The following is a 14,221-nucleotide window of genomic DNA, read 5'->3' as shown; positions in this document are numbered from 1 at the left end:
CCGCCTAGGGCCGCATCCGGTCGATCAGGTTGGACAGCACCACGATGCTTTCGCTGCGCTCGATGTCGGCGCTGGACCGGATGCGTTCCAGGGCGGCCTCCAGATGCCGCATATCCCGGGCAAGGACGTGCAGAATCGCATCCGAGGTGCCGGTCACGGTGGCCGCGCTGACCACCTCTGGGATGTCCACCCACGCCTCGCGCAACTTCTCCGGCGCAATCCGGCCGTGGCAGAACACCTGCACGTACGCCTCGGTGTTCCAGCCGAGCGCGTTGTGGTCCACGACGGTGGTGAAGCCCCGGATCACCCCGCTGTCGAGCATCCGGTCGACCCGGCGCTTCACCGCAGGCGCGGACAAGTTCACTTTCTGACCGATCTCGGCGAAGGTGGCCCGGGCATGCTCGGCGAGTTCGACCAAAATGCGCTCGTCGGTGTCGTCCAGACGGTCCACTCGGAACCTCCATCTCGGCATGACGCAACAAATCACTGTCGTGGAAAGCCTAGCGCAACATATCGATGGTAAATGCGCAATGTACTTCGTTTGCTTGCGCCAAATCCGCCCCATAGCGTTGATATTTATGACGGACAACTATGTTGACGCTCGGTCGGTGCCCGGGATCCGGCCCGCCACGCCGGCCGAACGGACACCGACCGCCCGCCACTACGCGATGACACCGCCCACCTTCTTCGCCGTCGAATACGCCATCAATCCGTGGATGGACGCCGGCGCGGCGGTCGACGTGGGTCGCGCGACGGCGCAGTGGGAGCGGCTGCGCCAGACCTACATTCGGCTGGGCCACCGGGTGGATGTCGTCGAGCCGGTCGCGGGCCTGCCGGACATGGTGTACGCCGCCAACGGCGGGTTCATCGCTCACGACATCGCCGTCGTCGCCCGGTTCCGCTTCACCGAGCGCGCCGGCGAGTCCAAGGCGTATGCGAGTTGGATGTCCTCCGTCGGATACCGGCCCGTGTCCACGCGTCACGTCAATGAAGGGCAGGGCGACCTGCTGCTGATCGGCGATATGGTGTTGGCGGGCTACGGGTTTCGCACCGACCCGCGGGCCCACGCCGAGATCGCGGCGTCATTGCGGATGCCGGTGGTGTCGCTCGAGTTGGTCGACCCGCGCTTCTACCACCTGGATACCGCGCTGGCCGTTCTCGACGAGCACACCATCGCCTACTACCCACCGGCGTTCAGCGAATCGGCCCAGACCCAGTTGCGGGCGTTGTTCGCCGACGCGATCATCGTCGGCACCGCCGATGCCTATCTGTTCGGGCTCAACGCTGTGTCCGACGGTCGCCACGTGGTACTACCCGCTGCGGCAACGGGTTTCGCCCATCAGTTACGTGCCGCCGGCTTCGAGCCGATCGGAGTCGACCTGTCCGAACTACGCAAGGGTGGCGGTTCGGTGAAGTGCTGCACATTGGAGGTGCACTCATGACGGTATTGGCCGACCTGACCGACACGTCCATCGCGCTGGTGGAAAGGCATGCAGCGCACAATTATTCACCGCTGCCGGTGGTGGCCGCCAGCGCTGAGGGAGCCTGGATCACCGACGTCGACGGCCGCCGCTACCTGGACTGCCTGGCTGCCTATTCCGCGGTCAACTTCGGACACCGTCATCCCGAGATCATTGCGACGGCGCACGCCCAACTCGACACCGTCACGCTGGTGAGCCGCGCGTTCCATTCCGACCGCCTGGGCCCCTTCTGCGCGGCGCTGTCCGATCTCTGCGGCAAGGACATGGTGCTGCCGATGAACTCGGGCGCCGAGGCCGTCGAAAGCGGTCTCAAGGTGGCCCGCAAGTGGGGCGCCGAAGTCAAGGGCGTCCCAGCCGGCAAGGCCAACATCATCGTGGCCGACAACAACTTTCACGGTCGCACGATCAGCATCGTCAGTTTCTCGTCGGATCCGGTGGCGCGTGGGGGATTCGGCCCGTTCACACCCGGCTTCCGCTCCGTGCCGTTCGGTGACGCCGCCGCGCTGGCTCAGGCGATTGACGACAACACCGTCGCAGTGCTGCTGGAGCCGATCCAGGGCGAGGCGGGCATCATCGTGCCTCCGGACGACTACCTGTCCGCGGTACGCGCGCTCTGCAGCGAACACAACGTATTGATGATCGCCGACGAGATCCAGTCGGGTTTGGCGCGCACGGGCTACACGTTCGCCTGCGACCGCTGGGGCGTGGTGCCCGACGTGTACCTACTCGGCAAGGCGCTGGGCGGAGGCGTGGTTCCCCTGTCAGCCGTGGTCGCCGACCGCGACGTGCTTGGGGTGCTCAATCCCGGTGAGCACGGCTCGACGTTCGGCGGTAACCCGTTGGCGGCGGCGATCGGCACCACCGTGGTGGGCATGCTGGCGCGGGGGGAGTTCCAGGCCCGCTCGGCCGAATTGGGCGCGCACCTGCACGAGGGGTTGGGTGCGCTGCTCGGCAACGGGGTGACTTCGGTGCGCGGTTTCGGCTTGTGGGCCGGTGTCGATATCGACCCGGAGTTTGGCACCGGCAAGCAGATCAGCCTGCGACTGGCCGAGCGCGGGGTGCTGGTCAAGGACACTCACGACTGGACACTGCGTTTCGCGCCGCCGCTGGTGATCACCGCCGCGGAGATCGAATGGGTGGTGGAACACTTCGCCGATGTGCTGCGAGAGGCCATACTGAGCTGACACAGCGAGGGGAGCGCAGTTGCCGGCCACTTCGATCAGCCTCAAGGAGCAAATGCTGCGCCGCCGCCCGGTAGGTGGCGCACCCGTCGCTCAGGGAGCCGCTCCCGAGCTCAAGCGCAGTTTCGGCACCTTCCAGCTGACCCTGTTCGGAGTCGGATCGACCGTCGGCACCGGAATCTTTTTCGTGCTGTCCCAAGCGGTTCCCGAGGCCGGCCCTGGCGTGCTGGTGTCGTTTTTGGTGGCCGGCATCGCGGCCGGGCTTGCCGCCATCTGCTACGCCGAATTGGCCTCGGCCGTACCGGTTTCGGGTTCGTCGTACTCGTACGCCTACGCCACGCTGGGGGAGGCGGTGGCCATGGTGGTGGCCGCGTGCCTGCTGCTGGAGTACGGGGTGGCCACCGCCGCGGTGGCCGTCGGGTGGAGCGGTTACCTCAACAAGCTGCTGCACAACCTGCTGGGAGCGGAACTGCCGCATGCGTTGTCGGCGGCGCCGTGGGACACGACGCCACCGGGTGTCTCCCACGGCTGGGTGAACCTGCCGGCCGTCATCCTGATCGTCATGTGTGCGCTGCTGTTGATCCGTGGCGCCAGTGAATCGGCGAAGGTCAACACCATCATGGTGCTGATCAAGCTCGGCGTGCTGGGAATGTTCGCGGTAATCGCTTTCACGGCCTTCAACGACGACCACCTCAAGGACTTCGCGCCGTTCGGTGTCGCGGGCATCGGCACGGCGGCCGGCACCATCTTCTTCTCCTACATCGGCCTGGACGCCGTCTCGACCGCCGGCGACGAGGTGAAGGACCCGCAGAAGACCATGCCGCGTGCGCTGATCTCGGCACTGGTGGTGGTCACCGGCGTGTACCTGCTCGTGGCGCTGTCGGCGCTCGGCACGCAGCCGTGGCAGGCCTTCGCCGCCCAGGAAAACGCGGGCCTGGCGACCATCCTCGACAACGTCACGCACAGTCGGTGGGCCGGCACGGTACTGGCCGCGGGAGCGGTGATCTCCATCTTCACCGTCACCCTGGTCACCATGTACGGCCAGACGCGCATCTTGTTCGCGATGGGCCGTGACGGGTTGTTGCCCACCCGGTTCGCGACGGTGAACCCGACCACCATGACCCCGGTCAACAACACCGTGATCGTCGCGGTCGCGGCGGGACTGCTGGCCGCGTTCGTGCCGCTGGACAAGCTGGCGGACATGGTGTCCATCGGCACCCTGACCGCGTTCATCGTGGTGTCGGTCGGCGTCATCATCCTGCGGGTGCGCGAACCCGACCTGCCGCGCGGCTTCCGCGTGCCCGGATACCCCGTCACGCCAGTGCTTTCGGTGATGGCCTGCGGCTACATCCTGGCCAGCCTGCACTGGTACACCTGGTTGGCGTTCAGCGGGTGGATCGCGGTGGCGCTGATCTACTACTTCGTGTGGGGGCGGCATCACAGCGCCCTGAACGAGAATCCGCCGTGACCGTCTGCGTCGGGTACCGCGCCGACAAGGTCGGGCTTTCGGGTCTGTACCTGGCTATCGGCATTGCCCGCACGCTGCAGACCTCGCTGACGGTGGCCACCGTCGTTCCCCAATCCTGGCCCACACCGTCACTGGCGCGGGTCGACGCCGAATACGAGCACTGGACCCGGCATCTGGCGGAGAACTCCGCCAACGAAGTCCGTAGTTACCTGATGCCGCTGGTCGAAGGCCTGGAGGTCAACTACTGCCAGCGGGCACATCGGTCGGTGTCGAGGGGGCTGGCCGAAGTGGTCGAGGAAGTCGGGGCCGAGATCCTGGTGCTCGGGTCGTTGCCCAGCAGTGGGCCGGTGCACATGGTCGGCACCACCGCAGACTCGCTGCTGCACTCCTCGCCGGTGCCGGTGGCGATCAGCTCTCCGGGATACCAGTCGCGCACCGGTCGATTGACCCGACTCACCTGTGCGTACTCAGCCGTCCCGCAGTCGGTCGACGTGGTGAGCCGCTGCGCGGAGTACGCCGAGCGGATGCAGATACCGTTGCGCATCATGACTTTCGCCGTCCGCGGGCGCACGATGTATCCGCCGGACGTCGGGCTGGACGCCGAGGACAGCATCCTGGAGGCGTGGGCAGCGCAGGCGCGAGACACGCTGGGCGCCTTGAAGATTGACGGCGTCATCGGCAATGACGTTGCCTTGCAGGTGATTACCGGTCACAGCTGGCTGGAGGCGCTGCACCGGGCGGACTGGGTCGACGGCGAAATCCTCACGCTGGGCACATCGCCGAGTGGTGACCTCCGGCGGGTGTTTCTCGGGGTGCGCAGCGGCAAGATCATTCGGCACAGTCCGGTGCCGGTGCTGGTGCTGCCCGGCTGACGTCGGGCCTTGGCAGGCCACGAGTCGGTGTGTGTCGACACCGCGTAATGCACCCTTCGTCGCTCACGGCGAGGTCGCTTCCCTCCGCAGGTCAACGCCGTCAGCTTCTCTCCCGGGTTTGAACATATGCAGAAATTCATGCATGGGTTGAACAAATCAGCTGATATGTTCATTAGCGGACGACGACGTCTAGGGGGCCCTGATGATGAGTTGAGGAGGTTCGCGATGGCGAACATCGCAAGGCTGAGTCCCGACGCTGACGTCGCGGTATGGCGGGATCGCAAGCGTTATCTGTGGCCGTTGGGCTTGATTCTGCCGACGTCCTTGCTGGTGGCGGTCGGTGCCGCCTGGCTGTTCGGCACGCTGGGGTGGACCGCGGCCACGCCGGCGGTGTGGTGGGTAGGGCCGATCCTGCTCTACGTGTTGCTGCCGATTCTCGATACTTTCTTCGGCGCCGACGATCAGAATCCGCCGGACGAGGTGATCGACTACCTGGAGAACGACCGGTACTACCGGTACTGCACCTACGCCTTCATTCCGCTGCAGTTCGCCAGCCTGATCGTGGCGTGCTACCTCTGGTCGGCCGATGACCTGAGCTGGCTGGGGATCAGCGGTGGTCTGGGCTTGATCTCCAAGATCGGCGTGATGGCGACGATGGGCGTCATCGGCGGGGTGGGTATCAACACGGCTCACGAAATGGGCCACAAGCGCGAGGACCTGGAGCGCTGGCTGTCCAAAGTGACACTCGCGCAGACCCTTTACGGGCACTTCTACATCGAACACAACTGCGGCCACCACGTGCGCGTCTCCACCCCGGAGGACCCGGCCAGCGCGCGCTTCGGCGAGAGCTTCTGGATGTTCCTGCCGCGCAGCGTTTTCGGCTCACTCAGGTCGGCCTGGGAGCTGGAGAAGACCCGGATGCAGCGACTTGGCAAGTCCCCGTGGAATATTGAGAACGACGTGCTGAACGCGTGGTTGATGTCTGTGGTGCTGTTCGGCGCGCTGACCGCCGTTTTCGGCTGGCGGGTGCTGCCCTTCCTGATTATCCAGGCTGCTTACGGTGCCTCGCTGCTGGAATCGGTGAATTTCCTCGAGCACTACGGCCTGCTGCGTCAGAAGACCTCATCGGGACGGTACGAGCGCTGCGCGCCGGTGCACAGCTGGAATTCCGACCACATCGTCACCAACGTCTTCCTGTACCACCTGCAGCGGCACAGCGACCACCACGCCAACCCCGTGCGGCGCTATCAGACCCTGCGCAGCATGGACGGTGCGCCCAACCTGCCCAGCGGCTACGCCACGCTGATCGGGTTGACCTACTTGCCGCCGCTGTGGCGCCGGCTGATGGACCACCGGGTCATCGAGCACTACGACGGCGACATCACTCGGGTCAACATCGATCCGCGCCAGCGGGACAAGGTTCTCGCGCGGTACGGAGCCTGTTGATGGCCGCCTACAAGTGCCCGGACTGTGACTACACCTACGACGAAACAATGGGCGCACCTCAGCTGGGTTATGCGGCCGGAACCAGCTGGGACGACGTGGAAGACGGCTGGCGCTGCCCGGACTGCGGCGTCCGCGAGAAGTTCGACTTCAACCCGAGGCGTGCCCAATCGACAGCCCAATCGACAGCCCAATCGACAAGAGGAGCCGAGCGCGATGCGCAATAGTGTCGACTGGATGGTTGAGCCGACGTCCCCGCGGAATCGAAGTCCGTATCAGAACAACGCCATCGCCCTGATGCGCAACGGGGTGCTCGACGCGATGCAGCGGTTGCTGGTCGAACGCAAGTGGTCGACGATCACCATGGCCGATGTCGCCAAGGCGGCGGGAATCAGCCGGGGCACGCTCTACAACGAGTTCGGCACCCGGCGAGGACTGGCGCGCAATTACGCGCTGCGGCTTACCGACAGCATCATCACCGGTATGGAAGCGGCGGTCCATGACCATCCGGGCGATGGCTACGGCACCCTGCGGTCGGCATTCGGTCAGTTCTTCGGCTACGCCGACACCGATCCGCTGGTGCGGGCGCTGCGCACCGAGGACGCGCCCAACGATCTGCTCAGAATGATCACGGTGGAAAGCCAATTCATCGTCGACTATGCCGCGGAACACCTTGCCGAGATTTTCCAGCGGAGCTGGGTGGGGGCCGGTGCCGTCGACGCGGCCGTGCTCGGCCGGACGATCGCCCGTTCGGCGCTGAGCTTTCTCGCACTCCCTCCGGTCGGCACCGAGGACGCGGCGGAGACCATTGCCCACGTGTTGGCGCCGTTCCTCAGCGCGATCCGCTCGGGCTAGGTAACGGCTCAAGCCTGCTCGCGCCACGCGCCTTTTACTGCACGGCGGAGAACCGCTCGGCGTGGATCTGGTCGCGAGGTATGCCGACCGCGGTGAGCGCCGCATATGCCGCGTCGACCATCGGCGGCGGTCCGCACACGTAGACGTCCGGCCATTCGTCGAGCAGTGCTGCTTCCGCGGCGGCCAGCTCAACCGGATTGCCTGTGGCGCCCGGCCATTCGGGGTCGGAATGCCACACGACCGTGTCGAACCGGAAGTCCGGCAGCGACATGGTGAGCGCCCGCAACTCGTCCTGCCCGAACACCTCGGTGTGCCGGGTGACGCCGAAGAAGAGCCGCGCGGACTGGGCGTCTCCCCACTCGGCCATCCGGCTCAGCATCGACAGCAACGGGGACAGACCGGTGCCGCCCGCGATGAACCAGCGGGGCCGAAGTCCGTTCTCGCCCAAAGCGAAATCGCCGTTCGCGCTCGATACGGTCAACTCGTCGCCGATTGCGGCGGCGCCGATCAGGTATTCGGACATGAGTCCGCCCGGGAGCAGCCGGATGTAAAACTCAAGCACGCCATCCCAATTGGCGACGTTAGCCGGCGAGTAGGCACGCCGGGCCCCGGTGCCGGGTACCGTGACGCGGACGAACTGGCCGGATTCGAAGTCCGCGGAGCAGGACCCGTCGGCGTCGGGCAGCAGGGTAAGCCGTAGCCGCATCACCGTCTCGGCCACCAGGTCCAGGCCGACGATGCGCGCCCGGTGCAATGCGGGCGGGGCGGTGACGACCTGGCCGCGATCATAGGGCAGGTCTATTCGGCAGTCCGCCCGGGGAAAGCTGCGGCACAACAGGATTCCGCCCGCCTCTTCGGGTGTCTCGATGACATCGGGATCATGATCGCCCATTTCCACCTGCCCCTCGGACAGCACCGCCGAACACGCCCCGCAGCCACCGGCCTGGCACGCCGACTTCAGCACCAGGCCGGAACCCTCGGCTGCATCGAGCACCGTTGTCCCCGAGTCACATCGGATCGTGGACTGCACGCCCTCCTGGGTGACCAGGACGACGTCGTAGCACCGAAGTTCGGTGTCGACCGGGGTGTCGGCGATCTCGGTCATCAGGCGCCCGCCATCGCGTCGGCCAGGTCCTGGGCCGGGTCGCCGATCGGCTTGAGTGCGAACTTATCGACGAGAATGCCCACCACGGCCGGGGTGAGGAACGCGGGCAGGGTCGGGCCGAGCCGGATGTTGCGGATTCCCAGCGACAGCAGTGTCAGCAGCACCGCCGCGGCCTTCTGCTCGAACCACGACACGAACAGGCTCAGTGGCAGGTCGTTGACGCCGCAGTCGAAGGCGTCGGCGAGTGCCAGGGCGATCTGCACCGCGGAGTAGCTGTCGTTGCACTGCCCGATGTCCAGCAGCCGCGGGATGCCGCCGATGTCACCGAATTCGTGGCTGTTGAAGCGGTACTTGTTGCAGCCCAGCGTCATCAGCACGGTGTCATCGGGAGCATGGTCGGCCACCTCGGTGTAGTAGTTGCGTCCCGGCGCGGCCCCGTCGCAGCCTCCGATGAGCAGAAAACGTTTGATGGCACCGTCTTTCACGGCTTGGATGACCGTGTCGGCGACCGACAGCACCGCATCGCGCCCGAAGCCGGTGGTGACGGTTTCGGCGGGTACCTCGGTGGTGAAGCCGGGCAGCGACTGTGCCGCCTTGATCACCAGAGAAAGCTCAGCCGTGTCGAGGTGGCGGATGCCGGGCCAGCCGACCGGCCCGGTGGTGAAGATCCGGTTGCGGTAGGCCGGCCGCGGCTCGATGAGGCAGTTGGAGGTCATCACGATGGGGCCGGGGAAGGCGGTGAAGTCGCGCTGCTGGTCCTGCCACGCGCCACCGTAGTTGCCGATGAGGTGGGTGTGCTTGTGCAGTTCGGGATACCCGTGGGCGGGCAGTAGTTCACCGTGGGTATAGACGTTGATCCCGGTTCCCTCGGTGGCTTCCAGGATCCTTGCCAGGTCGTGCAGGTCGTGACCGGACACCAGAACCGCCTTGCCGACGACGGGGGTGACCCGCACGGGAGTGGGCACCGGGCTGCCGAAGCTGCCGGTGTTCGCCTCGTCCAGCATCGCCATCACCGCGTAATTCAACGAACCGAGCTCGAGGGCGTGCGCCAGCAGCGCGTCGGGGTCCGACGGTCCACCGGCCAGAAACGCCAGGCTCGCTTCGATTCCGGCGTCCGTCTCGTCGCTGCGATAGCCCAGCGCGTGCGCGTGGTGGGCGTAGGCGCAGACACCCTTGAGGCCGTAGAGGTTGAGGTTACGCAGGCCCACCACGTCGGCACCCAGGATGTCCAGTCCGGCGTCGACCCCGATCTCGAGGGCTTGCGCGACCACCTCGGAAATGGTTGTGGCCGGCAGGAATTGAGCCGCCCCGGACAGGGTTTCGGGTTCCACGCCGGCGGTGCGGGCGGCGTTCTCGTAGGCCAGCTTTGCCTGCTCCCGCATGCGGGCGGCTTCGGCGATCAGCGACATGAACCGCGTGGCGTTGAAGTTGACGTTGGTCAGGGTGGTGAACAGGTCGAAGCTGGCGTGCGCGGCGAACTGCGGGTCAGGAGAGCCGAGTTCGCGCGCCTTCTGCGCGTACTGACCGATGCCGAGGTTCACGTGGACCAGCACGTCCTGCAGCGCCGCGGTGGTGGCGTCTTTTCCGCAGTTGCCCTTGCTCGCGGCGCAGCCGAAGGTCAACAGGTTGGGGCGATCAGGGGAATCGGTGCGGTCGGTCTGTTCGCACTGGTAGCAGAACATGCGGGTCTCCTGTGGATGTGAGCGGCTGATGAGCTCACGCTAGGGAGACGCGGCGAGGCGGGGTTTGATCTAGATCAAGCGGTGGCTGTGTCAGCGGTCACAGAATCGACTGGCTGCGCGCATGTGCGTCCAGGGCGCTGACGTCGGGGATTTCGACGACGGATCCGTTCACCTGGATCAGCCCTTCGGCCGAGAGGGTGCGGATCGCCCGGGAGAAGGTCTCCGGTGTCATTCCGAGCCGGGAGGCGAGCACCTGCTTGAGCGCCGGCAGCTCGACGCTGGCGGAGTCGTGCCCGGGGGCGGTCGACGAATCCGCTCCGCCGGCCAGGTGGTAGGACCCGGCCCCCGCCGCGCCGAGCATGTAGGCGATGATCCGCTGGGTGGCCGACTGCAGTGACAGCATGGCGATGTCCTGGACTTTGGACTGCAGTCGGCGTGCCATCGAGGCCAGCATGATGCGGGCCATCGCCGGATCGCTGTCCAGCACCCGGTCAACGGCGCTGGCGGGGACGAAGAGCAGTTGGGTGTCGGCCAGAGCGGTGGCGTCGACCGGGTACGGCTCGTGCAGGAACATCACCGCATGGCCGAAAGCGCTTCCTGGACTCAAGATTTCGACTACTTTGATCACGCCCTCGGAGTTGGACACCGAAAGCTGCATCCGGCCCTCACGCACCATGTAGAACCCGGTCGACGGTGTTCCGCGGCGGAACAGCACCTGCCCGGCGGGCAGGAAGATGGGCCGGCTCTGCGCGGCCAGAAACTCCACGTGCTCCGGGTCCAGTCCGCCGAACATCGGGGCGGATGCGATGGCCTTGCGTAGGTCGTTGTTCATCGGGATCGACGCTAGCCTCAGCCTGGCGGCTCGCGCCACCTAGCGGGAGGCGGCGGCGTTGGCCGCGGTCTGCGCCTGCTGCAGCGTCGCCGCGATATCGCCGCGGCCCAGGAACATTTCGTCGAAGTAGGGTTGCAGTGCCTCGTTCCCGGCGGCGAACCCGGCACCGCCGGGAGCCGGGATCCGCGGTCCGCCCATGACCGAGAAGAACGGCGCGACGTCCACGCCCTTGGCCTTCCAATACGCGAAGTAGCCGGGCTGCGCCGAGAGCACCGCGGGGATGGCGGCGCCTTCGCGGCCCAGATAGGCATTGCCTTCGCTGCTGCCCATCCAGGCCAGCACCTGACGCACCGCGTCGGGGTGCTTGGATGCCGTATTGCCCGCTGCGGCAATGCCATTGGTCACGCTGACGCGGCCCTTGGGCCCGATCGGCATCATTGCCACCCCCCAATGGAAGGTGGCGTCGCGTGCCACGGCGGCCAGGCTGTAGGTCCCGGACTGGAAGAGCGCCATCTTGCCGGCCAGAAACTGGTTGCGCGAGAAGTCGCCGTTGTCGTTGGTGTCGGAGGCCGGCGGTGCGACGTGATCGGTGTTGATCAGGCCGACGAGGTAGCGGAACGCCAGCAGCGCTTCGGGATTGTCGAACGCGAATTCGTTGCCGCGCTGGAACACTCCGCCGGCCGAGCCGATGTAGTTGAGATAGATCGCCTGTGGGTCGTTGGCGGCGTTGTATCCCCACTGGCGCACCCGCCGGGGCTCGAAACCCGTTGTGCCGGCCAGATGTCCGTCGACGTCAACGGTCAGCCGGGTCAACAGCGCGCGCAGCGTGTCGTCGCTGCCCGGACTCCAGCGCAGCGTGTCCAACACGGCCGGATCGACACCGGCCGCGGCCAGCAGGTCGGCGTTGTAGAACAGCGCGATCCCGGCATCGGTGAGTTGCGGTACCGCCCACAGGACGCCGTTGCGGGTGAACTGCTCGGTGACCGCTGGGTCCCATCCCTGGTTGGGGCCGTCGATCTTGATCAGGCGACCGCTGTCCGCGTACGCATCGAGGTAGGCGTTGGACACCCAGAAGATGTCGTCGGCGCTGCCGCCGGCCACGTCGGTGCGCAGGGTGTCGAAGTAGTTCGAGAACGCCACCATGTTGGTGCGCACCTCGATGTCGGGGTGCGTGCGCGAGAATGCCTGGAACGACTCCTGATAGACCCGCGCGATGGGTTCGGCCCACAGTCGCACCGTCACCACGATCTTGCCATTGTCCCCGGAGCGGCCCATCAGCATCGCCGTCGTCAGCAGCAACGCCGCGATGAGGGTCAGCGCCAGGGCGAACAGTGTGGAGAACCGGGGCTTACTTCTCACTTGGGCCCCCTGGCGCGGCGTCATTTGGGCACCTGGTGCGTCGAGATTGCCCGGAGGGTCGTGATTCCGCGCGATCCGCAGCCGTGGCGGCAATCTCGGCGGCCTGAGGGGCCCGAGCGGGCCGCGCGATCCAGGCGACCCGCGCGACCCGCGGCGGCCCGTTCACTTGAGCCCCCGGGCGCGTCGAGATTGCCCGGAGGGTCGTGATTCCGCGCGATCGGCAGCCGTGACGGCAATCTCGGCGCCGAAAGGGGGGCTCATTTGAGCCCCGAGACGAGGATCGAGGACACGATATGCCGCTGGAACGTCAGGAACAGCACGATCAGGGGCACGATCGCGACCGTCGTCGCCGCCATCACCAGCGTCCACTGCGAGTTGTACCGGGACTGCAGGTCCGCGGTGGCCACCGTCAGCACCCGCCACTTGCGGCCGCTGGTGATCACCAACGGCCACATGAAGTTGTTCCACTGCGACACCACCGTGATCATCGTCAACGCGGCCAGCACCGGCTTGCTCGACGGCAGGATCACATGCACCAGCACGTCGAGTGTGTTGGCGCCGTCGAGGTGCGCGGCGTTGATCAGGTCATCGGGGATGAGCCGAAAGTGCTCGCGTAGCAGGAAGATTGCATACGGTGAGCCGAACATGAACGGAATTACCAACGCCCAGAACGTGTTCCGCAGACCCATTTGGGCCATCATCAGATACAGCGGCACCACGGTCACCGTGCCGGGCACCATCAACGTCGCGACATAGACCCAGAACAGGGCGTCACGCCCGGGAAAGTGCAGTCGGGCGAACGCGTAGCCGGCCAGCACCGAGAATGTCATCTGCCCCAACAGGATCACCGCGGTCATCAGCGCGGTCACCGCCGCCGCCCGGCCGAACCCGGCGCCGGCCAGGTCGGTGTAGTTGCTCAGGGTCGGCGGATGCGGCCACTGCAGCGGCGAACCCGTGGCGAACTGGTGCTCGGAGGTGAACGAGGTGAGTAACCCAAGCGCGAACGGCGCCAGCGTGATCAGTGCACCGGCGATCAGCCCCGCGTAGATCAGGCTCAACGGCACCCTAGACCAGGTCATAGCTGATCCGCTTGCGGAAGTAGAGGTGCTGAACGAACGTGACGCCGACCAGGATCACGAACAGCATAACGGCCATCACCGCGGCGCGGCCAATCGATGCCGCACCGAACGCCTCGGCGTAGATCTGGTGGGCCACCAGGTCGGTGCTGCCCTCCGGCCCACCGCCGGTCAGGGCATAGACGGTATCGAAAACCTGTGCGGTGCTGACGATCCCGGTGACCAGGACAAAGAACGTGGTGGGCCGCAGCATCGGCAGGGTGATGCGCCAGAACCGCTGCCACACACCGGCCCCGTCGGTGCGCGCCGCGTTGTGGACGTCCTCAGGGATGGCCAGCAGACCCGCCAGAAACGACAGCGACACGTAGCCGACGTTGGTCCAGATGACCACCGCCGAAACCATCGGTAGCGCCAGGTCGGGGTTGGTCAGCCATTCGATGCGGCGGCCCAGCAGGGTGCTGACCGCGCCGTCGGTGGGGGCCAGAATCCAGCGCCACAGCACCGCGATCGCCAGCGGCGCACAGATCCACGGCAGCACGTACAGCGTCCGGAACAACCCGCTGCCGGGAAGCCGGGGGGCCAGCAGCAGGGCGGCCAGCAGCCCCAGCGCCGTCTGCGCCGGCACCACCAGCGCGACGAAGATCGCGGTGACCACCAGCGAGTCAGCGAAGTCGCCGTCGTGCAGCACCGAGCGCCAGTTCGCGAACCCCACGTAATGCAACGGTCCCAGCAGGTCCCAGCGGTACAAGCTGAGCCAGACCACCACCAGAATCGGCAGCAACAGGAACGCGACGACGCCGAACAGGCTGGGCGCCAGCAGCGCATAGGCCAGCGCGGTGGAACGGCGTGGCGCGTCGGGCATGAATG

Annotated in this window: 14 protein-coding genes; 7 read left to right on the top strand and 7 right to left on the bottom strand. The window is 66.4% G+C overall.

All coding sequences use genetic code 11. The features are described 5' to 3' along the window. Positions 1-4: 4 nt before the first annotated feature. Complete coding sequence (locus C0J29_RS20240; RefSeq protein WP_065161961.1) at positions 5-451, bottom strand: Rv2324 family transcriptional regulator; 447 nt, start codon at positions 449-451, stop codon at positions 5-7. Positions 452-578: 127 nt separating this feature from the next. Between C0J29_RS20240 and ddaH the strand changes: the two genes are divergently transcribed. From ddaH to C0J29_RS20205, 7 genes are all read left to right on the top strand, one after another. Next, positions 579-1,442 carry a dimethylargininase gene (gene ddaH / locus C0J29_RS20235; protein WP_120793378.1) on the top strand — a complete coding sequence of 288 codons (864 nt, stop codon included), beginning with the start codon at positions 579-581 and terminating at the stop codon, positions 1,440-1,442. After that, positions 1,439-2,665, top strand: a complete 1,227-nt coding sequence (rocD, locus tag C0J29_RS20230; RefSeq protein WP_120793377.1) for an ornithine--oxo-acid transaminase — start codon at positions 1,439-1,441, stop codon at positions 2,663-2,665. Before ddaH ends, rocD begins: the two co-directional genes overlap by 4 nt. A 19-nt stretch (positions 2,666-2,684) precedes the next feature. Next, on the top strand, positions 2,685-4,130 hold the full coding sequence (locus C0J29_RS20225) for an amino acid permease (RefSeq protein WP_120793376.1): 1,446 nt from the start codon (positions 2,685-2,687) through the stop codon (positions 4,128-4,130). Next, positions 4,127-5,002: a universal stress protein gene (locus C0J29_RS20220; protein ID WP_120793375.1), complete on the top strand. Its 876-nt coding sequence runs from the start codon at positions 4,127-4,129 to the stop codon at positions 5,000-5,002. Before C0J29_RS20225 ends, C0J29_RS20220 begins: the two co-directional genes overlap by 4 nt. Before the next feature lie 225 nt (positions 5,003-5,227). Continuing rightward, positions 5,228-6,448, top strand: a complete 1,221-nt coding sequence (locus C0J29_RS20215) for an alkane 1-monooxygenase (RefSeq protein ID WP_120793374.1) — start codon at positions 5,228-5,230, stop codon at positions 6,446-6,448. Further along, positions 6,448-6,672, top strand: coding sequence for a rubredoxin (locus C0J29_RS20210; RefSeq protein WP_120793373.1), 225 nt, complete (start codon positions 6,448-6,450; stop codon positions 6,670-6,672). The genes C0J29_RS20215 and C0J29_RS20210 overlap by 1 nt, the downstream gene beginning before the upstream one ends. Before the next feature lie 10 nt (positions 6,673-6,682). Further along, positions 6,683-7,300 (top strand): TetR/AcrR family transcriptional regulator, encoded by a 618-nt coding sequence (locus C0J29_RS20205; protein WP_232004087.1) that lies wholly within the window; start codon positions 6,683-6,685, stop codon positions 7,298-7,300. A 34-nt stretch (positions 7,301-7,334) separates the two neighbouring features. Here C0J29_RS20205 and C0J29_RS20200 read toward each other — a convergent pair whose 3' ends face one another. The 6 genes from C0J29_RS20200 to C0J29_RS20175 all read right to left on the bottom strand — a co-directional run bounded on the left by C0J29_RS20200 (position 7,335) and on the right by C0J29_RS20175 (position 14,216). Beyond that, positions 7,335-8,405: a 2Fe-2S iron-sulfur cluster-binding protein gene (locus tag C0J29_RS20200; protein ID WP_120793372.1), complete on the bottom strand. Its 1,071-nt coding sequence runs from the start codon at positions 8,403-8,405 to the stop codon at positions 7,335-7,337. After that, positions 8,405-10,087 (bottom strand): hydroxylamine reductase, encoded by a 1,683-nt coding sequence (gene hcp / locus C0J29_RS20195; RefSeq protein ID WP_120793371.1) that lies wholly within the window; start codon positions 10,085-10,087, stop codon positions 8,405-8,407. The genes C0J29_RS20200 and hcp overlap by 1 nt, the downstream gene beginning before the upstream one ends. Positions 10,088-10,184: 97 nt before the next feature. Next, positions 10,185-10,919 (bottom strand): Crp/Fnr family transcriptional regulator, encoded by a 735-nt coding sequence (locus C0J29_RS20190; RefSeq protein WP_120793370.1) that lies wholly within the window; start codon positions 10,917-10,919, stop codon positions 10,185-10,187. Positions 10,920-10,958: 39 nt separating this feature from the next. Further along, positions 10,959-12,278, bottom strand: coding sequence for an ABC transporter substrate-binding protein (locus tag C0J29_RS20185; protein WP_242460494.1), 1,320 nt, complete (start codon positions 12,276-12,278; stop codon positions 10,959-10,961). A 257-nt stretch (positions 12,279-12,535) separates the two neighbouring features. Beyond that, positions 12,536-13,357, bottom strand: coding sequence for a carbohydrate ABC transporter permease (locus C0J29_RS20180; protein WP_120793368.1), 822 nt, complete (start codon positions 13,355-13,357; stop codon positions 12,536-12,538). Further along, positions 13,344-14,216: a carbohydrate ABC transporter permease gene (locus C0J29_RS20175; RefSeq protein ID WP_120793367.1), complete on the bottom strand. Its 873-nt coding sequence runs from the start codon at positions 14,214-14,216 to the stop codon at positions 13,344-13,346. Before C0J29_RS20175 ends, C0J29_RS20180 begins: the two co-directional genes overlap by 14 nt. Positions 14,217-14,221 lie beyond the last annotated feature (5 nt).

It is taken from the genome of Mycobacterium paragordonae, assembly GCF_003614435.1.
Lineage (GTDB): Bacteria > Actinomycetota > Actinomycetes > Mycobacteriales > Mycobacteriaceae > Mycobacterium > Mycobacterium paragordonae.
This window is presented reverse-complemented; position numbering and strand designations above follow the sequence as displayed.